19 protein-coding genes and 1 pseudogene are annotated in these 20,715 nt (G+C 43.7%); 6 read left to right on the top strand and 14 right to left on the bottom strand.

Annotated elements, in window-relative coordinates:
- Positions 1–73: 73 nt before the first annotated feature.
- From ACUNWA_RS15060 to ACUNWA_RS15100, 9 genes are all read right to left on the bottom strand, one after another.
- Entirely contained in the window at positions 74–739 is a 666-nt protein-coding gene (locus tag ACUNWA_RS15060) for a hypothetical protein (RefSeq protein ID WP_445592751.1), read from the bottom strand.
- Positions 740–873: 134 nt separating this feature from the next.
- A complete protein-coding gene (locus tag ACUNWA_RS15065; protein WP_445592752.1) occupies positions 874–2,988 on the bottom strand; it encodes a hypothetical protein in 2,115 nt (704 codons plus the stop codon).
- Between the two features lie 647 nt (positions 2,989–3,635).
- Positions 3,636–4,796: a hypothetical protein gene (locus tag ACUNWA_RS15070; protein WP_445592753.1), complete on the bottom strand. Its 1,161-nt coding sequence runs from the start codon at positions 4,794–4,796 to the stop codon at positions 3,636–3,638.
- Positions 4,793–5,491: a CAP domain-containing protein gene (locus tag ACUNWA_RS15075; protein ID WP_445592754.1), complete on the bottom strand. Its 699-nt coding sequence runs from the start codon at positions 5,489–5,491 to the stop codon at positions 4,793–4,795. Before ACUNWA_RS15075 ends, ACUNWA_RS15070 begins: the two co-directional genes overlap by 4 nt.
- Positions 5,492–5,493: 2 nt before the next feature.
- Complete coding sequence (locus ACUNWA_RS15080) at positions 5,494–6,183, bottom strand: ABC transporter ATP-binding protein (protein WP_445592755.1); 690 nt, start codon at positions 6,181–6,183, stop codon at positions 5,494–5,496.
- A gap of 31 nt (positions 6,184–6,214) precedes the next feature.
- Positions 6,215–7,432 carry an ABC transporter permease gene (locus ACUNWA_RS15085; RefSeq protein ID WP_445592756.1) on the bottom strand — a complete coding sequence of 406 codons (1,218 nt, stop codon included), beginning with the start codon at positions 7,430–7,432 and terminating at the stop codon, positions 6,215–6,217.
- Between the two features lie 11 nt (positions 7,433–7,443).
- Positions 7,444–8,664 carry an ABC transporter permease gene (locus ACUNWA_RS15090; protein ID WP_445592757.1) on the bottom strand — a complete coding sequence of 407 codons (1,221 nt, stop codon included), beginning with the start codon at positions 8,662–8,664 and terminating at the stop codon, positions 7,444–7,446.
- Positions 8,665–8,682: 18 nt separating this feature from the next.
- Positions 8,683–9,432 (bottom strand): outer membrane lipoprotein-sorting protein, encoded by a 750-nt coding sequence (locus ACUNWA_RS15095; protein WP_445592758.1) that lies wholly within the window; start codon positions 9,430–9,432, stop codon positions 8,683–8,685.
- 11 nt (positions 9,433–9,443) lie between these two features.
- Entirely contained in the window at positions 9,444–10,037 is a 594-nt protein-coding gene (locus ACUNWA_RS15100) for a TetR/AcrR family transcriptional regulator (RefSeq protein ID WP_445592759.1), read from the bottom strand.
- Positions 10,038–10,281: 244 nt separating this feature from the next.
- Here ACUNWA_RS15100 and ACUNWA_RS15105 point away from each other — a divergent pair, with 244 nt between their 5' ends.
- Positions 10,282–11,601 (top strand): Gfo/Idh/MocA family protein, encoded by a 1,320-nt coding sequence (locus tag ACUNWA_RS15105; RefSeq protein ID WP_445592760.1) that lies wholly within the window; start codon positions 10,282–10,284, stop codon positions 11,599–11,601.
- 241 nt (positions 11,602–11,842) lie between these two features.
- Here the strand turns inward: ACUNWA_RS15105 and ACUNWA_RS15110 are convergent.
- Positions 11,843–11,971, bottom strand: a pseudogene (locus tag ACUNWA_RS15110) (YchJ family metal-binding protein); the annotation flags it as partial.
- 93 nt (positions 11,972–12,064) lie between these two features.
- Here ACUNWA_RS15110 and ACUNWA_RS15115 point away from each other — a divergent pair.
- From ACUNWA_RS15115 to cysQ, 3 genes are all read left to right on the top strand, one after another.
- The gene (locus tag ACUNWA_RS15115; RefSeq protein WP_445592761.1) at positions 12,065–12,826 is read left to right on the top strand and encodes a chromate transporter; all 762 of its coding nucleotides are present in this window, start codon (positions 12,065–12,067) and stop codon (positions 12,824–12,826) included.
- Positions 12,827–12,842: 16 nt separating this feature from the next.
- A complete protein-coding gene (cysC, locus tag ACUNWA_RS15120; protein ID WP_445592762.1) occupies positions 12,843–13,364 on the top strand; it encodes an adenylyl-sulfate kinase in 522 nt (173 codons plus the stop codon).
- Positions 13,365–13,438: 74 nt separating this feature from the next.
- Complete coding sequence (cysQ, locus tag ACUNWA_RS15125; RefSeq protein ID WP_445592763.1) at positions 13,439–14,266, top strand: 3'(2'),5'-bisphosphate nucleotidase CysQ; 828 nt, start codon at positions 13,439–13,441, stop codon at positions 14,264–14,266.
- A gap of 24 nt (positions 14,267–14,290) precedes the next feature.
- Here cysQ and ACUNWA_RS15130 read toward each other — a convergent pair whose 3' ends face one another.
- The 4 genes from ACUNWA_RS15130 to ACUNWA_RS15145 form a co-directional block, all read right to left on the bottom strand.
- A complete protein-coding gene (locus ACUNWA_RS15130) occupies positions 14,291–14,689 on the bottom strand; it encodes a YchJ family protein (protein WP_445592764.1) in 399 nt (132 codons plus the stop codon).
- The gene (locus tag ACUNWA_RS15135) at positions 14,682–15,377 is read right to left on the bottom strand and encodes a DUF2293 domain-containing protein (protein ID WP_445592765.1); all 696 of its coding nucleotides are present in this window, start codon (positions 15,375–15,377) and stop codon (positions 14,682–14,684) included. The genes ACUNWA_RS15130 and ACUNWA_RS15135 overlap by 8 nt, the downstream gene beginning before the upstream one ends.
- Before the next feature lie 76 nt (positions 15,378–15,453).
- Positions 15,454–17,940, bottom strand: a complete 2,487-nt coding sequence (gene hrpB / locus ACUNWA_RS15140) for an ATP-dependent helicase HrpB (protein ID WP_445592766.1) — start codon at positions 17,938–17,940, stop codon at positions 15,454–15,456.
- Positions 17,941–18,068: 128 nt separating this feature from the next.
- Positions 18,069–19,091: a LacI family DNA-binding transcriptional regulator gene (locus ACUNWA_RS15145; RefSeq protein WP_445592767.1), complete on the bottom strand. Its 1,023-nt coding sequence runs from the start codon at positions 19,089–19,091 to the stop codon at positions 18,069–18,071.
- A 178-nt stretch (positions 19,092–19,269) separates the two neighbouring features.
- Between ACUNWA_RS15145 and ACUNWA_RS15150 the strand changes: the two genes are divergently transcribed.
- Positions 19,270–19,665, top strand: a complete 396-nt coding sequence (locus ACUNWA_RS15150) for an L-rhamnose mutarotase (protein WP_445592768.1) — start codon at positions 19,270–19,272, stop codon at positions 19,663–19,665.
- 1 nt (position 19,666) lies between these two features.
- Positions 19,667–20,704 (top strand): aldo/keto reductase, encoded by a 1,038-nt coding sequence (locus ACUNWA_RS15155; RefSeq protein WP_445592769.1) that lies wholly within the window; start codon positions 19,667–19,669, stop codon positions 20,702–20,704.
- The last annotated feature ends 11 nt before the right edge of the window (positions 20,705–20,715 follow it).

The following is a 20,715-nucleotide window of genomic DNA, read 5'->3' on the forward strand; positions in this document are numbered from 1 at the left end:
TCCGAACATTTAAGAGAAACTTTGAAAGCAGGATGCTAATTTTACATGAAACAAGACGGGGTTTACCGAATGCTTACGTATAGAAACGTTTTAAAATAAAGTCTTGTCGTTGTTTATCAGTCGGATTCTCAATACCTATTAATCCATAACCAATCAAATCCTCAGATTTGAAACGTTGATTGAAAATTGTATCACCAGCAGAAGTGACTATATTAAAATCAATTACACTTGTTAAAATGTCATTTCCTGTGATGTGGAGACTGAAAACGTCCTTTGATTTTTTAGACGAGAAAAAATAAGTTTCTTCTAAAGTATTATCAACTCGTGAAAGTTGTTTCTCCAGATTTTCAATCCTGTCTGTTTTATTTTTGATTTCAAAGTCTTTATGAACGCTTTGGTATCCTAGAAAAGCAGTTGTGATAGCTAACAAAAGGGTAGTGACTTTGAAAAATAATTCAATTCTTTTGTCTTTTTGAATTGAATTCATTGCTTGGTTTTCAAGTTCTTTTTCTTTTGTGTAACCTGTTTCATGAATAAATACTCTTCCAAAATCTGATATTTTAATACTCAAAGAAGTTTTTGTCTTAGAAATATCGATATATCCGTCTGTATCTAATTTTGTTAAGACATAATCTCTGTCAGATTTAGGAATTTCAAATCTCTCACAAACCGAATGATAACTTACATACCACTTTTCAGTGTCAAGATATTTTAATATTTGGTCTAGAAGTTTATCCATTGTTCTTTATTCATAATGCACCCTAACGTTAAGTATAAGAATAGTAGCCGATTGCGGGCTCCATCCCTGTCAAGCTACACAAAAGTTGTAGCGGGCTACAACCCTTGAATTCACTAATGAACCGGCTATTATTTTTATATATTGTTAGCAGCTTTACTTTTTTCTTCCATCTTTTTAATCAAGTCCAATACAGCTTTAACGAATTTCTCTCCTTTTGATGTAATAGTATGGTATTCTTTTTTCAATTCCCTACTGACCTCAATGTCTTGTTTTATAAACCCTTTCACAATAAGTTTTCCTACAGTTGACCTTACCGTTTTTGGACTTTTATCTAATGCGTTAGAAACTGTCTCTAAACTTACAGCCTTACCTACTGTACAGAGATAATCGAGAATCTGAAATTCATAAAATGTAAAATCCTTATACCTTGATTTTTCTATAGATTCAAGTTGCTCTTTAATATGAATGTTGGAAACTGTTACCTCACATATTGAAATAATTCCCTCTTCCAAGCAATGAGGACATTTCATCTTAAACATCTTTAAATTATCAAGCATTTCATAAGGGAATTCATGACCATTATCGCACTTAATAATCTGTGTTTGATTAAAATAGTCAGTAATCAATACATTCATATTAAATCTTGAATGAGTAAAATATTTTAGATAAGAATCATTATAAGCCCTAGAGAAATTTAGACCATGTCTCTTACATAAACCATAATCCAAAGAATAAATAACAGTTAGGTCGTTAGAATTTGAATTATTGACAATATTGTTATAAGTAGTAACGAAGCCATTTAATTCTAAATTATCAAGTAGTGAGCTAATTGATTTATTTATTGTAAAATGATTTGTCGGTTTACCTTTAACCGTAGAGCGGTTAACTGGAGATGAATTTACTTTTTGACGTTCAATTATTTTATTTAATAAATCATATTGATGTTCATTAGAGATTTTATCTGCAAAAGGTCTTGATACGAATTGATTAACGAGAAAGTATTTCAATACGACATCTGTATAGTATCTTTGAGCTGCATTCTCAATCGCTGTTTTGGTTATTTTTTTATTATGAATGAGGCAAGATTCATAACAGTAAGATAAAATATATCCTATTTTTCTGGGAATATTAAACGAAACACTAAAAAGTAAATCAAACAACTTATCATCTTCAATATCAAAGAATCTTGCCCAATTGTTATCGGGAAAGAAAATTGCTAGTCGTTTATTTATTAACCTTTTTGTGTAATCTAAAGCCAACGTTTCCATTTTAGATATATTGGCTTTCTTTTCAAATGTGTAGAAGGCATCAAAAAAGTCTAATGAAATTTCGTCAATTTTCGCATTGTCAAGTTTGCCGTAATAAAACCTATGTGGATATGCCGCTATCTTAAATTTTACAAAGTCTTCGGATAAGTTTTCAAGGGGCGCAATAAACCAGTCCATAAATATTTTTTGAGCCTCTTCATCTATCTCAGAATAGTCGTCTAGAAATATATATAAATGTGAAATGTTAAGTATATCTCTAATTCTTATCAAATTAGAAATCAAACATTTTTTAATGTCTAAATACTTAATCAGAGTTTGTTCAAATTCCGATTTAGCTGAATTAAGAGAAGAAGATTTTGCACCAGCAGATAAAGATGGCTTTTCAGAGAGTTTTAAATCAATATTCTTACTATTATTTACCGAGCTTTCATCTACTCTTTTAAATGTCTGTATAAGTGATATGTCAACATTTTTGATTACATCATTAATCGATTCCTCAATTGCATCTAATTCATAATTCAAATCTAAAATCTGAGCATGGTCGAATCCAAGAATCTTTTTAAAAATGGAACCTTTTACAAAATCATCTAATCTATTTCTAGTCTCTAATATTATTTCTTTAACTAGGTTACTGTAAAGTAAATACTTGTGGTAATCAACGCTAATATCCTTCGCTTGTTCGGGTATTTCTGGAGTTGAGTTATCAAATAATGACTTAACATCTATATAAATTGAGATACACTTTTTGTTTGCAATTAAATCCTTTTGTGATTTTTGAAAAATTGTCGATTTTCCAGTTCCTTTTCTCCCAACCAAAACAGTAGTTCTAGGTAAGTTAAGTTTATTAATAATCCCGTTATTGGGAAGTAAATCGGTATAGATGTCATCTATATTTTTATCTTCAATAAAATCTTCAATTCTAGTCTTTCTTACCAATTTTAACGATTCTGCAAAATCTAAAAATTTTTGGTTGCTTTCCATTTATTATTCAGTTATGGTTATAGTTGTTTATTATATGCTGTCTCTTTTCAGTATTGCTGCTAACACTTGTATATCCACAGTCTTGTGGATATATTCGCTTTAGCTGGATGTATTTTTGTTGGTTAATAGGCTGATTGTGTGCGGTGGGTGTTCGTTGGTTAATACTCTCATTGGTTTTTTCTTTTTTCGATTTCGCCGATTAAGTTATAAAAATTTACAAAATATATGTACGAGTAAGCGCCTTTTTATTTTCGTTCTAAATAGCTGATAATCTATATGGAGCATTTTCTATTTAACACCTCAGGGGGGTACCTCTGAGGTACCCCCCCCCACCTCAAACATGACTCGAGTTACCTCTGAGGTGGCTGCAGTCGATTCCGACCTGACTCCACTTACCTTCGGGGTGACTTCAGTCGGTTCTAACCTGACTCAATTCATCCAAAAGGTGACTTCAGTCGGTAAAAAGGTGCGAAGAGTTAGCTCCAAGCTGACTGAAGTCAGGTCCCGCATGACTCGAGTCACCTCCAAGCAAAATGCAGTCGACAAAAACATGAGACAAGTCACCAAAATGGGAACTGAAGTCGGGTTACCAAAAAGTGAGCAGATGAGCCAGGCAGAAGGGAGAAGGAACGAGTTCACCCGTAAGCTCAGAAGCTCCATTTTAAGCGGGCAAAGAGTAATTTACCAATTTCACCAAATTCGGTGCCTTCTTCCCCAAAAAACAATTGCCCGGTGGCCATTAGTTCCAGGTTGTTTTGAAGCGAATAGCTTGCTGTGGGGCCAATGTACCAGGAGCCATCGCTGGGATTCAGGATGCTGGAAAGATCGACGGAAAGCAGGGGCGTAACCGGATAGGAACACTGCCCGAACAAGGAATAACGAGCCAGCGAAAGGTATTTGGCGGAAAGTTTGTTGTTGAAAAAGGGGTCTAATCCGCCCGCTTTGCCTGTGGTGCCGTGGCTGTTGTAGAGAATGCCGGAGTGAATATAGAGTGAGCCTGGAAAAGTATAGTCGACTGAAATGGAGGCTACCGTTGCGGTTTCAGACCCGGAGTCTTCTTGTCGTGGCTTGAAGTGGGTGATCTCTCCGCGAAAACCGGCACCTTTAATATCGCCAGCCCAGCCGGCCCCCAGCATGTAGTCGGTACCAACCCATCCGCCGATAAACTGAAAGTCGTAGTCCCATTGTGAAAAGCGGTACAATCCGGCCAGGGCCATGTCGTCTGCATTTTCTCCCAATTGGTAAACCAGTTCAGCCGAAGAGGTCATTCCGGTATAGTATTGAATGCGCAAGGCATCGGTTCCGGGGCGCTCTTCGTAGTCGAAATCGAAATAAGAAAAGGAGTTGAAAACGTCGTTTGGATTCCACACCAGGTTGACCCCCCAGTTGATTCGCTGGCGTCCCAGCCGGATTTGCCAGTTGCCCGAAACCCAGTCGAGGGAAGCCCGGTCGAAGAAGCTGTGCATGAACCAGCCTTTTCCTTCGAAAGGTACAAACGATAAATCCAGGTAGCCATTATCCACATCAACCACCGACTGGTAGGCGGGATATTGCTTCACGAGGTTTCCAAACAGGATGCGGTTGCGCATTTCCACCACGGCTGTCAGTTGGGTGGACGCGTACCATTTAAAGTTCAGCCGGTTGTGAAAGGTGTTGGCTACCAGGGCATCGGAGCCAATACCCGGCAGTTCCTGGTCGGGGTTGTAATACATGAACAGCTCCTTGGCATACCCGGTCAGGCTAACCGCTTGCTGGGCCTCTGCCAGCAAAGGAACAGCCAGGAGCAGGAGCAGGTAAAAACGTTTCATCGTCCGGTTGCTGTAAAGCCATCGGTAAATTCAATGGTGCAAAAATAATGATAGGAGGGATGTTCATCAGCGGCCACCCCAACAGTGGTAAAAGCGGCATCCAGAATGTTGGCCCGGTGTCCGCGGTTGGCTACGCCGTCGTCTATCAAAAGTGAAATGATGGCGTATTGTGCATTGGTATAGCCATACACTAAATTTTCGGCCAGGCGTGACGTGTAAGCGCCATAGCGTTTGATCCGAACCTGTGGTGTCCAGCCGCTTTTGGTGAGGTGCCCGGTTCCGCCATAAGCTTTTTGATCTTTCACCAGCAATTCAGCAGCAGAGGTCAGTTCGCGCGAAGGCTTCAGGGGCGGCACAGCAGCAGCGGCTTTCAAGACCCGGACGGCTTCTTCCAGAGCCGCTACTCCCTCGCGGGTTTGCAAAGGCGCCTCGCCGGGGAAGGTGAGTACCTTATCGTTGTAGGCAGCCTTTAAGGGTTCGAGGTAGTCGGCCGCATAGCGAGCCGGATTGTTTCTGACCTTGTTGAGCTCAAGAATAATTGCCTTCTCGAAGCTATCGAGGTAAAAGGCTTTATCAACGGTGTTGATTGCTTCAGGCCAGGACTGATCTTGTGCGATTTCTGACTGTTCCTGATTCATGTTTGGTGAGATCAGGAATCCGAAAAAAATGAGCATGAGGTTTATGGTTACCTGCATAATTAGCTGTTTTTATGATTGTCATTAATAATTTTTCCATCTTCAAGCGTGATTACGCGGTGGGCTTTGTTGACCACACGCTGGTCGTGCGTGCTAAAGATAAAGGTTATTTTTTCTTGCTTATTGAGCTCTTCCATGATGTTGAGCAGGTTTTCAGTCGATTTTGAGTCGAGGTTGGCTGTGGGTTCATCGGCCAGCACGAATTTTGGTTTCGACGCCAGCGCTCGGGCAACGGCTACCCGCTGTTGCTGTCCGCCGGAAAGCTTGGCCGGACGGCTGTTTTCGCGTCCTTTTAGCCCGACAGCTTCAAGTAGTTGCATGGTGCGCTCCTCCCGTTCTTTTTTGGGTCTTCCTTGCAGGTGCATAACAAACTCCACATTTTCCTTGGCTGTCAGTACCGGTATCAGGTTGTAGGACTGGAAGACAAAACCAATGTTTTTCATTCTGAAATCAATGAGCTGTGATGATTTGAGCTGGGCCAGTTCGGTTTGATCAATGCGAATGGTTCCTGAACTTGGTTGGTCCAGTCCGCCAAGCATATTCAGCAGGGTAGTTTTGCCCGAGCCGGAAGGGCCAACAATGGCGGTAAACTCTCCTTCATCAATGGATAAGTCAATGCCATTGACCGCGTGCACCTCGATTTCTGAATCTTTGTAGGTTTTAAACAGGTTATTGATGGTTATGATTGTCATTGTTGGATGGTTTTAAAAGTTGATTCATGAATTATTCTGTTCTGATGGCTTCGGCCGGATTGTATTTCAGCGCTTTGCGGGCCGGATACACCGAGGCAATAATCCCGGTGAGAATGACCAGCAGGATAATGACCAGCACCATTTGTGTTTCAACCACCGGGTAAACGATGGCCGAATAGCCAAAATCTTCCAGCCCCTGTGCCCAGTTCGACAGGTTGATGCCTCTTTCCTGAAGGGCGAAAGAAGCTCCCAGCCCCAGGACGATTCCAATGAGGCCACCGGTAAGCGTGAGCAGGGTGGTTTCGAGCATAAGCATCAGGAACACCCGGAGGCGGCCCATGCCGATAGCCATAAGCATGCCAAGCTCTTTCACGCGTTCCATCACCACCATCAACATGGTATTAATAATGCCGAATCCCAGGGAAAGCAAGATGATGATGACAAAGATGTAGGTGTATAAATTGCCAATTTCATTGAGGTAGCCGAGTTCAGGGGTGAGCTCTTTCCAGTTCATGACTTCCAATTCAGGGTATTTGGCTCGAAGCTCTTGGGTGACGGACTCCAGGTTTTTCTGATCGTTGAGGTGAACAATGATTTCGTGCGCCACTCCTTCGGGAAGCATGCCTAAGCGGGCCAGGTCGTTGTACCGGACAAAGACATTGGCCTCTTCAAACATGCTGTTGGTCAAATCAAAAATACCACACACCCGAAAAGCCCCGCCGGTAATGTTTCCATCGGCATCCTGAAGCGTGATAACCACTTTGGATTTTAACTTGATTTTGAGTTTCTCGGCCAGTTTTTTCCCGATGATGATTGGGTTTCGGCTGATGCTTTCAAAATAGTCCCCTTCTTTAACAAACTGGCTTAACTTAGTCACCTGCTTTTCTTTTTCAGGAATGATGCCCATAATTTTAACGCCGGTGCCGGTTTCGGCCGAAGCAATCATGGATTGAATGGTTACCCGCGGACTGACTCCATCAACTTCGGGGAAGGCTGAAAGCTGGTCAGCCAGCTGAACCCCTTGCCGGATGAATTGGTTAATCTCATAATTTTCGCGGTAGGCCGGCTCATGCAGTTGGATGTGCGAGGTTTCTGTCTCTACACCGGCTTCCAGCCGCTGGTTCATCCATCCTTTCATAAAGGTAGCACTAAACACGCCGGCAAACATGCCAATTGAAATGGCCGTGATGATAATGCCCGATCGAACCGGGTTTCGCCAAATATTTCGCCATGCAACAGAAGTAATCATATCGGTTGGGTTTAAGCGTGTAGTGCGTTAATCAATTTCATTCGGTTGGCCGAAAAGATGGGGTAGAGGGCAATGAGCAGCGTGATCAGAAATACGGTGAGCGCCTGGTGCCAGAACACCGAAGGGGCCAGGGAAAAGAACATATACGGTTCAAAGCCGTAGTCTTCCATCAGTTGGGCTGCTTGTCCGGTTAGAGGAATGGGATTTTGTGCCTGAAAACTGAGTAGTGGAATGCTGACGAATAAGCCTGACAGGGCGCCAATCAGGCCAATAAAAACGGTTTCGTAGAAAAGGATGGCGGCCAGTTTATAGCGTTGCATACCAATGGCAACCATCACGCCAAACTCCCGCCTGCGTTCAGCAATCATCATCATAATGGTGCCCAGAATGCCAAAGCCAATGACAATGTAAAGCACTGCTTTCATGATGATGCCGCCTGCCCGGTCGCTTTCAATTTGTTGAACCATTTCGGGCGACATTTCCTGCCAACTCATAATGGAATAAGGTGAAGTGAGGTCGGCCCGCAGTTTCTTCAGGCTCCGCTGAAGCAGGTCGTTGTCCTTGATGTTAATCACCAGAGACGTTAGTCGGTTGGGTGCTGAAAAGAAATCCTGACAAACGGGAAGTGTCATGTAAACAATCATCTTGTTCAGTTCAGGCGAAGCATGTTTGATGATGCCGCGAATGGGGTATTTCCCGGCAGCACTGATGCCGTGGTATCCTTGACTGATAAGCACCAGTGTGTCGTTGACGCCCAGCCGGAGATAGTTTGCCAGCCCTTCGCCAATCAGCAGTCCCTGGTCTTTTTCATCCAGGTAGGTTCCTGCGCGAACATTGCTTTTTAACGAGGTCAGGCGGTTTTCCGGTTCCGGTTCAATTCCTAAAACCAAAACGCCTTTGGTTAGTTCGCGCGAGGAAGCCAGTGCGAAGGATTCCAGCCTCGGGATAAGAAAGTCCACTTCGTTGTGGGCTAAGATTTTTTGTCGCAGGGACTTGTTGTCTTCAAAAGTGTCGTTGATGCTTTTGCTTTCCCAGTAGTTTTCGTGGTGTACCTGCATGGACCCCGAGTAATACTTCACGACCATGTCAACCATTTTTTCGTACGAACCTTCCTGCATGCTGGTCATGTAGGCCGAAAGCAGTACGCCAAAAAAGATGGAGGCCACGGTGATCAGGGTTCGCCGTTTATTGCGCCAAAGGTTACGCCATGCTATTTTTAGGTTAGTGGGCATAGGTTATGGGTTGAAGGGTTACCTTATTCTTTTCATATTCTGAATGGAGAAAAAAGATTCTTTCAAATCAACATCAAAATCGATCTGGTCAAAGGTCATGATGGTTTTGTGTCCTTCTTTTTCGGCCGGAATCATTTCCAGATGCGTCGGAATAATCCGGTCATCCATTTGCTTGATGTCGGTTAAAATTTCGGTGTTCACCAGGAAATCGTCTTCATCGTAGAATTCGGCTTTCAGCCACAGTAGCTCCTCTTGACCGATCCACATGTATATTTTGCCCCAAACCACTGCGGCTTCTTCGTGCGGAATCAGTTTTACTTTATAGCTTTTGTAGCCTTCAATCGTTTCTTCTCCAATCAAGTGGTGTTCATAGTCTTTCACCAGCGATGATTCTTTCACCAAATCGTCGTTTGTAAAGTCGGAGCCCATCCAGGATTGCATCATCATCGATGGTGGAATTTTAATCATCCGGTCGATGCTGGGCACCCAATTCCACATTTCACTTTGTCGTTTCAGAAATACCTGACCTTTTTCTTTGGCAGGTGCGGTAATCAGTATCAACGAGTAGTCGGTGCCCAAAGTCCAGTTTTTCATCGAAAGGGTTCGTTCCCATGATGGACGTTGGATGGTCATGGTAAACTCGCCAATGCTGGAATTGCCGCGCAATTTCTCATCGGCCTGGCGAACAATCTCCTTGATGTCGATCGGTTGAGCGAAAACTGGTCCGGTAATACAGAGTAGAAGTAGTGCGAGTAGTTTGGTTTTCATGATGCGTTGGTTTATTCTTTTTGACTGATGAGTTTAAAGGCGGATTGGATCAGCGTGTCTTCCAGTTCTTTGACCTTGAAAAATTCAGGGCTGACAACAACCATCAGCAGTGCCCCTTTTAGTAGGGCGGAAATTTTAAATAAATCCTGATCCGGGTCTGTACTTCCTTCGTGAGTTAGAAAATCGCGTAAGGCTTGCATGACTGACTGACTGTTGCCAGCAAACTGTTGTACGTATTTCTGATGGATGTGCGGATTCAGCATCAGGGCATAATAGAGTTTCCAGAAGTGTGCGTTTTCTATGGTTGTTCGTATGCTTTTGCGAATGAAAAGTACAAAATCATCGGTTTCCATTTGGTGGTTCTGGTTGAAATCAAAATCGGCGTAAATACTTTCATGACCAGTGCGTATGATATCTTCAAGTATATCTTCTTTGCTTTTGAAGTAGTTGTATATAAGTCCTTTGGAGATGTTCGCTTTTTTTGTAATCTGACTTATCGAAGTTCCATGGAATCCATTTTCTGCAAAAAGTTCCAGTGCGATTTGCTGAATGTGTTCCTTTTTCTCTTTTCGGAGCTGTTCCAGTTGTTCTGTGTTTCGGGGCATATTAATTTGTTAATGACTGAACGTTCGGTCAAAGTTAAGGCAAGTCTTTTGGTTTTGCAACTAATTGGTTATGAATTTGATTTTAATATTGACTGATTGGTCATAAGAAGTTCGATCGGGCAATAGTTTTTTTAAGTGGCCGAATTAGTAGGAAAAATAAGGAATTTGTGCAATCGAATTCGCATTTTGTTTATTTCAATTATCTTTACAGGAACTACGTAATAAATTAACTAAACACAATGTGATGAACGATACCCGAAGAACTTTTATAAAACAGTCGGCTGTTGTTACTGCCGGTATAGCAGCTCTACCTACGATAATGAATGCCGGTTGTGCTTCTCCCAACGAAAAAATTACGGTTGGCTTGATTGGCTGCCGCGGGATGGGCTTTAATGACTTGCAATCTTTTTTGAAAAATAAGGAAGTAGAATGTGTGGCTCTTTGTGATGTAGATCAGCGTGTGTTGGATAAACGTGCTGAAGATGTGGCGAAACAGACAGGAAAACGTCCGTTATTATATAATGATTTCCGACAGTTGATTGATAATAAGGATATTGATGCGGTAATTGTTGGAACACCAGATCATTGGCATTGCCTGCCCATGGTTTATGCTTCGGAAGCTGGGAAACATGTGTATGTTGAGAAACCGATTGGAACGACCATTGAGGAATGCAACGTCATGGTGGCGGCGCAAAAACGCTATGGTAATGTGGTGCAGGTAGGGCAGTGGCAGCGTAGCCACCAGCATTGGAACGATGCGGTAAATTATGTACAAGGCGGAAATATTGGACGGGTACGCTCCGTACGTTCGTGGTCTAATGTGGGCTGGAAGCGATCTATTCCAGTGGTGCCCGATTCGGAAGCTCCGGAAGGTGTTGATTATGATATGTGGCTGGGGCCCGCGCCTAAGCGCCCTTATAATAAAAACCGATTTCATGCTTCTTTTCGATGGTATTGGGATTATGCCGGTGGGGTAATGACTGACTGGGGGGTTCACCTGCTTGATTTCGCCTTGTTTGGGATGAATCAATATGTGCCGAAGTCAATTATGGCTGTGGGTGGTAAATATGCCTTCCCGGATGATGCCATGCAAACACCCGACACGATGACAACTGTTTACGACTTTGGCGATTTTGGTCTGGTGTGGGATCACACCATTGGCATTTATGGTGCCAATTACGGAGGCCGCGGACACGGCGTTGCTTTTGTAGGCGAATACGGAACCCTGGTGATCGATCGAAGTGGCTGGGAGGTGATTCCTGAAACGAAAAGTACCAGTAAAAAAGAAGGCTACGATGGCGTCAAGTTGCAAAACGCTCAAGGCGATGGCTTAGACTTGCATGTAAAAAACTTTTTGGATTGTATTCGTACTGGCAACAAGCCCAATTGCGACATTGAGACTGGAGCGCACATTGCTCGTTTTGCACACCTGGGGAATATCTCTTATCGTTTGGGGCGCAAAGTGAATTGGAACCCGGATATGCAACAGTTTGTCAATGACAATGAAGCAAATGAACTGGTTAAAGCGCATTATCGCTCGCCATGGACTTTGCCGAAAGTGTAATGTGACAGAAAGAATTAACAAAAGCCTGGTGATTTCGTTCTCCAGGCTTTTTGTTTTCTTTATCTTGGCAGCCAATAGGCAAGAGGAGTAGTACTTTCTGTGTGTGTTAAATATTAATGATTTTCTGGACTAATCTGGAAGGATATGTTCGCTTAAAAGATAAGGTGGAAACCATTACAACAAAATAAGGATGAAGTAATAATTCCTGGTGGTTTGCTGCGAGGGATTATTTTACTTACGCTTAGCTGTTATGAACACCGGAATAATACACCCAGCGGTTTTGTTCTTTCTTAAAGAGTGAGTTCTCATGAATTTGCTGTAGTTGTCCGTTTGTAAGTTCTTTGTGTCGTAGACTGATAATGTCGGCATTAGATTGTTGTTTTGGATCAGGATCTGGCTAATAATAGGACTGTAATTGCCGTCACAAAATTATTTATGTGGAAAGATAAAATAGATTCAAAAAATGATTTTTTTCCGTTCGTTTTACACGACCGTCCTGATTATGGCTGGCGGCGCAATTCTGGGGCTTTTGTTTTATAGGAAAGGAGTTGAGGAAAAAACAGAGCCGGAATTGGCTCAAAAGACCAGTAAGCAAAACATCCGATCGTTTTTGCCTGTGGTCGTTGTTCTACTCGTTTTAATTGGACTCGTATGGGGATTTCCCTTGCTGTTTCATGAGCAGGCTACTTTTACGCAGGCCTTGTTGCTTCGCGATATTGCGATGACTTTTTCGGGGATGAGTCTCACCTTATTTGGTGGTGGATACGTGATTATTCCGGCTATTCATGAAATCGTTGTCGAAGGACTTAATTGGGTAACAGCAAAGGAGTTTACCGATGCAATTGCGATGGGGCAAATTACGCCGGGGCCAATTTTTATCAGTGCAACCTTTATTGGCTATAAGGTTGCGAACTTTTGGGGTGCCTTGGTAGCGACCATTGCTATCTTCTTTCCCCCGGCTATTCTGATGATTTTTTGTTCCGGATTTATGGATCAAATCAAGCAATCTAGAATAATTTCAGCTATTTTTAAAGGATTGCGTCCCGCGGTTATCGGGATGATTTTTTCCGCAGCGTATACCATTGGAAAAGGAATGGAAATGCATTGGGCAACGTGGTTGATTTTCATAGGAGTGTTGTTTTTATCAATCAAATTAAAAATCAATGTCGCCTACCTTATTCCGTTATCGGGATTAACAGGGATACTTTTATTCAGTTTGTTTTAACTAACAGAGATGCAAAATGGAAGGACAGGTTATTTGGTTTTTTGGAAGACCATGTGCAGGAAAAACAAGCTTAGCGAATAGCGTTAAAAATGAGATGTTGGCACGAGGAGTTAAAACAATTTCATTTGATGGTGATGAGTTAAGAAAAGGGATCAATAAAGATTTAGGCTTCTCGATCGCGGACCGGCAGGAAAATATCAGGCGTGCAGCGGAATTAGCTGCTTTATTTGCGCGCAAAGGGTATTGGGTTGTTTGTTCTTTTGTGACTCCAACTAAGGAAATCCGCGAAATGGTGGACCAAATTATTGGGCGAGCCTTATTGATGGTTTTTGTGTCAACTCCCTTGGAGGTTTGTATGGCAAGAGATACCAAAGGGCATTACAAAAGAGCTCAGGCCGGCGAACTTGCTAACTTTACGGGAATTACATCGCCTTTTGAGGAACCCCTGCATATTGCTCTATCGATTGATTGTGGAAAGTTCAGTCTCGAAGAAGCCACGCAAGTGTGTAGCGACCATCTTTTAAAATTAACAGACTGATGTGATGAATATCCGGGATGGAAAATTGCAGGTGTATTGTGATTAACAGAGCATCCAAAAGAATAGATTTGAAAATGAGTATTGAACGAAATGGCCATAAAAATCGACTCCAGTTGCTAGAGAAAATTGATTTAGCACTTCATGCTGCTGTTAAGGCAGGGCACAAAATTATGAGAATCTACAAGTCCGGAGAGTTTGGGATTGAACTAAAGGAGGACCGTAGCCTGTTAACGCTGGCCGATAAGGCTTCGCATCAGATTATTTCGGAGCTTTTAAAACAACGCGGATTGCCTGTGCTGAGCGAAGAAGACCAGCTGATTGAATATCCGTTGCGAAAGAATTGGGATTGTTATTGGTTGGTTGACCCTGTTGATGGAACAAAAGAGTTTGTAAATAGGAATGGGGAGTTCACGGTAAACATTGCTTTGATGCAAAATCAGACACCTGTTGCTGGTGTTATTTATGTTCCGGTCACCCAAGAGCTTTATGTGGGTGTTCAGGGAGAGGGCGCTTATAAAATAGAGACCGACAAGATGGATATCCGCTTTGCAGCAATGAAAGAGCAAGGCTTGAAGTTGCCTGTTTCTAAAGATAAGTCTGTTTATACGGTAGTTGGCAGCCGGTCTTTTATGAATCAGGAAACGAAGGATTTTATTGACACCTTAAGGAAGGACTATCCGAATATTGAGGTGCTGAGCCGGGGTAGTTCTTTGAAAATTTGTATGATTGCGGAAGGTAAAGCGGATATTTATCCGCGCTTTGGGCCAACCATGGAATGGGACACCGCTGCCGGACATGCTATCGTCAAAGCGGTTGGGAAGAACATTTATCAGCTTGACACCGGAAGTCCCCTCGAATACAATAAACAAAATTTGCTCAATCCGTTTTTTGTTGTTAAGTAATTCGGGTCAGAGTCCGAATGGAACTTACCCTTTGTGTACCCCGGAATAATAAAGCCACTGGCCTTGTTCTTTTTTGAAAAAGGAGTTTTCATGGATCTGTTGCAGCTGTCCGTTTTCGAGGTAGAGTGCTTTAAACTCCACATAGCCGCTTGAATCGTTGGCATTACTTCCTTGGGTATTCAGAATTTGTAAGCCCATCCAATGAACCGATTTAGCCCAGTTTTCAATGGCTTTTTGTTCTTTTACCGGCCTGGTTTTAGGGTGGTGGCTTCGCATGAGGTAAGCTCCGTTTGCCTGGGTAAACGCGACATAGCGGGATCGCATCAGTTCCTGAGCGGTGGCTGCCTGACGTTTTCCTGAAATGATAGCTGAGCAGCAGTCGGCTGCCATTTGCTGTGAGCCACAAGGGCATAGGTTATTCATGATGATTCAATTTTGTTTGTTCCTGAATGGCTTTCATGAGCGGACAACTGGGGAAAACTGCTTCGCCCTTTCGGTATTGGCTTAGCAGCTGGACGGATTGTTGGGCTAATTGCCGACGGACAGCTCTTCGTTCTCCTTTGATACGCGCTATTTTTAGGTTATCGTAGGCTGTGGTTTGGTGTCGCATCCATGCGATAACTGCTTTGGCTGCCCGTTCTTCCAATGGAATGAGTTGCGTGCGCGCAACGGTGCCACTTCCTACCGGAATGGCATGTTGGGTAATTGCAAGAGCCATTTGCTGGGCAAGTGCTGCATAAGACGCATGAAAATCCAGGTAGTTCACAACCGCTTGCAAAAACTCACCTTCATACAACTGTTGCTTTTTTTCCCGCCGTTGGATATCTGCAGCTCTTTTCTTTTGGTAACCTTCTGTGCTTCTTGTGGCGGCAACATGCTGTTTGGCTGTTGCTATGGTATCAGTTGGGGCCCAAACTCCTTTGGAGATGGTCTTTCGCCCTTTTTTATACTGAACCCGCCAATAATTTCCTTGTGTCGTTACCTTTCGGGTAACTCCTGCATCTCCGGCTGGTAGAAAGCTCCAGCCCGCAGGCGGAGTGACCAACTCTTCCTGTTCGCCAATTAATTGTCCGTTTTTTCCGGGGGCAACTATTTTTATATTGTTAGTCATAATGATAGATCGTTCAATTTTCGGACTGTCATTTTTCTTCTTTCCGGTTTCCCTCTTCGCTCTTTTCCTTTGCCTGTCACGATTGTCTCCGTTTTACACCTCGCAGGGCCTCGGCGGTCCACGGATCATCTGGCCAAGCGTGTTTCGGATAACGCCGTTTAAGTTCTTTCTTTACTTCGAAATAGGCATTGTTCCAGAAGCTTCTTAGGTCTGAAGTAATCTGCACCGGTTTAAATCCCGGGGAAAGCAGGTGCATTAAAACATTGACTTGCCCGTTGTTGACTTTGGGAGTATCCTCCATGCCAAATACTTCCTGTAAGCGCACCGCCAGAACGGGGGCTTCGCCATTGGACTGATAAGACAGCTTGATGGCCGAGCCACTGGGTACTTTCAGTTTTTGTGGAGCTAATTTATCAAGCATTTGTTGTTGCTCCGGACTTAAATGATAATGCAAGGCATTTTCGAGATCAATCTTTTTTAGATCTTCTGTCTTGCGTATATTTTGAAGGTAAGGCATTAACCAATTCTGATTGATTTGTAACAAATTTTCAGTTGAAACATCCGGCCATTGCGCTTCCGGATTCCAGTGTCGCAAACTCATCACCCGGTTTTGCCATTGGGTAACGCGTTCGTCAAAGTTTAACAGGTGTTTACCTTCTTTGGATATGGCTTCTGTAAGGACCGTTAAGATTTGATTGCTATCTGGATTTGGGAGTGGTTTTGATTGTAAAACAATGCCCCCAATTCGGAGTTCTTTTGTTGCAATCAATCCGCCTTTCTTACTGTCCCAGGCAATTACTTCCCGCTCTTTCACTAAAGGGGCTAAATCTGTTGGGTTGAGGGGTGATGCCAGAAAAATGGATCCCATGCCTTCCCGGGCGTTCAAATGGGCAACTGCAAGCCAGGCTTCGTGGGCAAGTTCGTCTTTATGTCCGGCCATGGCAATGTTACCATTCGATAATTGAAACTGCGCATTGTTTCCGGGACGGGCAAAAGCAATACGTTCGGGGTAGGCATAAACTAGCAACAGCCCTGTTTCGTAGGGATTGACCATTTCGTTACTTGGTTCGCAACCGATAATGTTTCGGTATGACTCCGCAACTTTCTCAATCCGTTTCATCTTTTTACTGATGCGTTGAGAGGAGCGCTGCTTGCGTAGAGCTTCAATGCGAAGGTTAATATCAATGCCTGCTTCCCGGCCTAGCGGATCCCGTTCTTCCAGAATAGCAGCCAGGTCCGTTGCCAGCGAAACATGGCCGTCATCCTGTGCCATAATTAGCATGTGAGCAATGCGGGGATGACAGGGAAGGCGGTGCAATTGCTTGCCCAGAGCAGTGATCTTTCCATCCTCGAGAGCTTCCAGCTCATGCAATAATTCCGAGGCTTGTTTAAAGGTTCCACGAGGCGGTTCATTGAGCCAACAGAGTTGCTCCGGTTCGGTAACTCCCCATTGCGCCAAATCCAAGACCAGACTGGCTAAGTCCGCTTCGAGGATCTCCGGTGTGCGTTGTTCTGCAAGTTGTTCGTGGGTGGCTTTGGTCCACATGCGGTAGCAGCTGCCGGGGCCAAGTCTGCCGGCCCGTCCAGCTCGCTGATCGGCCGAATCTTTGGGGACCTGAACGGTTTCAAGATGTGATAACCCGGTTCGGGGATTGAAACGGGAAACACGTGCATAGCCCGAATCAACAACCACCTGCACGCCTTCAATCGTGAGGCTGGTTTCAGCAATTGAAGTAGCCAAAATAACTTTGCGTTTGCCTTGCGGACTTGGAAAGATCGCAGCCAGTTGCTTATGCTTTGGAAGTGCTCCGTAAAGTGGATGAACTTCTAGATTTAGGCGTTCGTTCCGAAGCAAACGCTCACATTTTTTGATTTCGCCTTCGCCAGGCAAAAATACCAGCACGTCACCTTCTTTTTCTTTGATGGCGCGAAGCACTGTTTGAGCCGTTAGCTCTGCAATTAGCCGGATGTCATTTTCACCGGTGTAAATCGTGTCAACCGGGAAAAGCTTTCCGGAACACTGAACAACCGGGGCTTTTAACAAGCCTGATAATTGAGGCAGATTCAAGGTGGCCGACATGATCACGATTCGTAAATCAGACCTTAAAACCTGCTGTGCTTCCCGGCAAAGGGCAAGGGCTAAATCGGCATGAATACTTCGCTCATGAAATTCATCGAAGATTACCGTGCTGACACCTTCCAGCGAATTGTCGGATTGCAGCATTCTCGTTAGAATTCCTTCGGTGACAACTTCAATCCTGGTTTTGGAACTAATCCGGTTTTCGAATCGAATGCGGTATCCGATGGTTTCGCCAACTTCTTCGTTGAGTAAAGAAGCCATTCGTTCGGCAATGCCTCTTGCGGCCAAACGACGAGGCTCCAGCAGGATGATTTTTTGATTGCTGGCTTTTGCCTGTTGCAGCAAAGCCAAGGGTACCAAGGTACTTTTCCCGGCTCCGGGAGGGGCGTTTACAATCAGTGTATTGTTCGTTTGTAGCTTATCCTGAATTTCATCGAGGATCGTTACTACCGGCAGATTGATATGTTGAAATTGAATTGTCAAAATTATGGGTGTCAAAATGAGATTGCAAAAATAGAAAAAACGTTTGATTCGGGGTGGTTTGTTATACCTGTGTCTGGAGGAAGAATTAAAAGGTAACGTTCCGAAGAATATTTTTGCCTGATTTGGTCTCAGTTAAGCTTGCCTTTTTTAGAGGACTCCCGCTCAACCAGCTGGGTTTTAAGAACAAGCGTTTGTGGTGTTTTTTTAGCCTGTTTGGCACTAAAGAATAAGTTAGCTGCAGCTCGGCCCATTTCAAAAGTTGGATGAGTAACGGAAGTCATAGGGGGATCAACCACCGTTGAATGAAACTCATCGGTAAAGCCAACCAGCGCAATATCGTCAGGAATACGGAGGCCATGATGCTTAATTTCTTTCATGGCGGCAAAAGCTACGGTATCATTAATTCCGAAAACGGCGTCCGGCGGGTTTTTCAGCTCAAGCAAGCGTTTCATGGCCTCCGTAGCCGAGTCAGAGCTGAGGTCGCATGCTTCAACCAACTCCGGGACGACAGGCAATTTTGAAGCTTCTAAGCCTGCCAGATAACCGGTCATCCGTTCTTTGGAAATGTTAAGGTGTTGCGGCCCGGATATAAAAGCAATTCTTTGGCAACCTTGCTGGTAGAAATGCTGGGTGATTGTTTGGGCGGCTTCCGTGTTGTCGGCAGTTACAGAAGACACCTGTCCGTTAAGGCAAACACGATCAAAAAACACCAGCGGAATATTCAGCCTAAGCAAATCCTCGAAGTGAGCCGTTTCTGTTGTTTCCTGGCTCAGGCAAATGATGAATCCTTCCACCCGTGCACGCAGTAAATTTTCAATGGACTCTTTTTCCTTGGTATACGATTCATTGGAACTGGCTAATAAAATGAAGTAGCCTTTTTCTTTGGCATAACTTTCAATTCCGGCAATAATGGAGGCATAGAAATGGGTAACCAGATCGGGGACAATCACACCAATCATGCGGGTTTCCTGCTTAAGCAGGCCCATGGCAAGGGGGTTGGGACTGTAACGGCGCTCCTGCGCGATCTTTTTCACTTTCTCCTTCATCGCTGTGCTGATATCGGGGTGATCTTTCAGTGCACGCGAAACAGTCGAAATAGAAACGTTTAGTTCCCTAGCCAAATCTTTCAATGAAATATGCCTGTCGCTCATAGTTTTTCCTTCTCACACAAAAATAGTCTTTTATCCTATTCTGGTACTATTGCCCCAAGGACTTCTTGTGTTTCAAAACATCTTTTACGAATCGCAAAGCTTTGCATAGAGATATTTACATAGGTTGTTTTGATTAAGAGCTGAAAGTCACGGAACTTTAAAGATTCAAAAAGAAAAAATGATGAAGTTTAAACGCTATTGCAAGACCTTGCTGCTGGAAAATGATCCTAGCCTGATTGAAGCCTATCGGGAGGTACATAAAACTGAAAATACGTGGCCCAAAATTACACAGGGAATGAAAGAAGTCGGCATTTTGGATATGGAAATTTACATCATCCAAAACCGCTTATTCATGATTATGGATACGTTGCCCGATTTTGACCATGATCGGGCCATGAAAGAACTGGCTCAAAAGCCCCGTCAAGCCGAATGGGAAGCTTATGTGTCGCGGTTTCAACTGACGACTTCCGAAGCAACAGCTGATGAAAAATGGGTGCTCATGGATCGAATTTATGAGTTGAATCCGCAGCAAACGTGTTTGGCAATAGACGGACAACCAAAGCAAATAGATTAACATGTTAAACAAACAGAATAAAAGCGGGCTCAACTTCCCGGCTATTATTTATGGAACCAGTTACCTGGGGAACCTTTACCGCGAATTGTCGGAAACCGAAAAGCTGAACCTGATGCAGGAATGGTTCAAGGTTGCTGATGGAAAAGTGATGATTGACAGTGCGGGGAAATATGGTTCCGGACTAGCCTTGGAAGTGATTCGCTGGGGACTGGAAAAGCTTAATATTGAGCCGGAACAAATCACCATCAGCAATAAGTTGGGATGGTACCGTGTTCCGTTGAAAAACGCTGAGCCGACTTTCGAGCCGGGGGCCTGGGCCAACCTAAAGTTTGACGCGGTGCAGAAAATTAGTTACGAGGGAATTCTGGATTGCTGGCGACAAGGAGCCAAATTGCTGGGACCAAATTATAAGCAGCAGTTAGTGTCGGTTCACGATCCGGATGAATACCTGATGGCGGCTGTTGACAGTGCCGATCGCGAACAACGGCTGCAGGATGTTCTGGAAGCCTACCGGGCACTGTTTGAGCTGAAGGAAAAAGGTCTGGTGAAAGCGGTTGGTATTGGTTCAAAAGACTGGTTGATTATCAAAGAGCTATACGAACATGTGAAATTCGACTGGGTGATGTTGGCCAATAAGTTTACCATTTATCACCATCCGAAAGAGATTATCCGTTTTATGCAACAGCTGCATGCTGATGGAGTGGCAATCATTAACTCAGCCATTTTTAATGCCGGCTTTTTAACCGGAGGCGACTATTTCGATTATCGAATTCTTAATCCCGATGAACCTGCCGATCAGCCTTTGTTTGTCTGGCGCAAGCAGTTTTTTGCCGTATGCGAGAAATATGCCGTTCAGCCTGGTGATGCCTGTTTGAAATTTGCTTTATCGGCTCCCGAAATCAACGCGGTGGCTCTCAATCCCAGTAAGCCCAAACGAATGGCGAATAACAAGCTTGTTATGAAAACGCCTTTACCAAAGGCTTTTTGGCAGGAACTGAAAGATGTTGGAATTATTGATCCGGATTATGCCTACCTGTAAATGATTTAAGC

The sequence above is a fragment of the Sunxiuqinia sp. sy24 genome, assembly GCF_052677165.1.

Bases quoted from the DNA above. Each gene is read 5' to 3' on its own strand.
- ACUNWA_RS15060 (WP_445592751.1), bottom strand. From the start codon at position 739: ATGGATAAACTTCTAGACCAAATATTAAAATATCTTGACACTGAAAAG.
- ACUNWA_RS15065 (WP_445592752.1), bottom strand. From the start codon at position 2,988: ATGGAAAGCAACCAAAAATTTTTAGATTTTGCAGAATCGTTAAAATTG.
- ACUNWA_RS15070 (WP_445592753.1), bottom strand. From the start codon at position 4,796: ATGAAACGTTTTTACCTGCTCCTGCTCCTGGCTGTTCCTTTGCTGGCA.
- ACUNWA_RS15075 (WP_445592754.1), bottom strand. From the start codon at position 5,491: ATGCAGGTAACCATAAACCTCATGCTCATTTTTTTCGGATTCCTGATC.
- ACUNWA_RS15080 (WP_445592755.1), bottom strand. From the start codon at position 6,183: ATGACAATCATAACCATCAATAACCTGTTTAAAACCTACAAAGATTCA.
- ACUNWA_RS15085 (WP_445592756.1), bottom strand. From the start codon at position 7,432: ATGATTACTTCTGTTGCATGGCGAAATATTTGGCGAAACCCGGTTCGA.
- ACUNWA_RS15090 (WP_445592757.1), bottom strand. From the start codon at position 8,664: ATGCCCACTAACCTAAAAATAGCATGGCGTAACCTTTGGCGCAATAAA.
- ACUNWA_RS15095 (WP_445592758.1), bottom strand. From the start codon at position 9,432: ATGAAAACCAAACTACTCGCACTACTTCTACTCTGTATTACCGGACCA.
- ACUNWA_RS15100 (WP_445592759.1), bottom strand. From the start codon at position 10,037: ATGCCCCGAAACACAGAACAACTGGAACAGCTCCGAAAAGAGAAAAAG.
- ACUNWA_RS15105 (WP_445592760.1), top strand. From the start codon at position 10,282: ATGAACGATACCCGAAGAACTTTTATAAAACAGTCGGCTGTTGTTACT.
- ACUNWA_RS15115 (WP_445592761.1), top strand. From the start codon at position 12,065: ATGATTTTTTTCCGTTCGTTTTACACGACCGTCCTGATTATGGCTGGC.
- cysC (WP_445592762.1), top strand. From the start codon at position 12,843: ATGGAAGGACAGGTTATTTGGTTTTTTGGAAGACCATGTGCAGGAAAA.
- cysQ (WP_445592763.1), top strand. From the start codon at position 13,439: ATGAGTATTGAACGAAATGGCCATAAAAATCGACTCCAGTTGCTAGAG.
- ACUNWA_RS15130 (WP_445592764.1), bottom strand. From the start codon at position 14,689: ATGAATAACCTATGCCCTTGTGGCTCACAGCAAATGGCAGCCGACTGC.
- ACUNWA_RS15135 (WP_445592765.1), bottom strand. From the start codon at position 15,377: ATGACTAACAATATAAAAATAGTTGCCCCCGGAAAAAACGGACAATTA.
- ACUNWA_RS15145 (WP_445592767.1), bottom strand. From the start codon at position 19,091: ATGAGCGACAGGCATATTTCATTGAAAGATTTGGCTAGGGAACTAAAC.
- ACUNWA_RS15150 (WP_445592768.1), top strand. From the start codon at position 19,270: ATGATGAAGTTTAAACGCTATTGCAAGACCTTGCTGCTGGAAAATGAT.
- ACUNWA_RS15155 (WP_445592769.1), top strand. From the start codon at position 19,667: ATGTTAAACAAACAGAATAAAAGCGGGCTCAACTTCCCGGCTATTATT.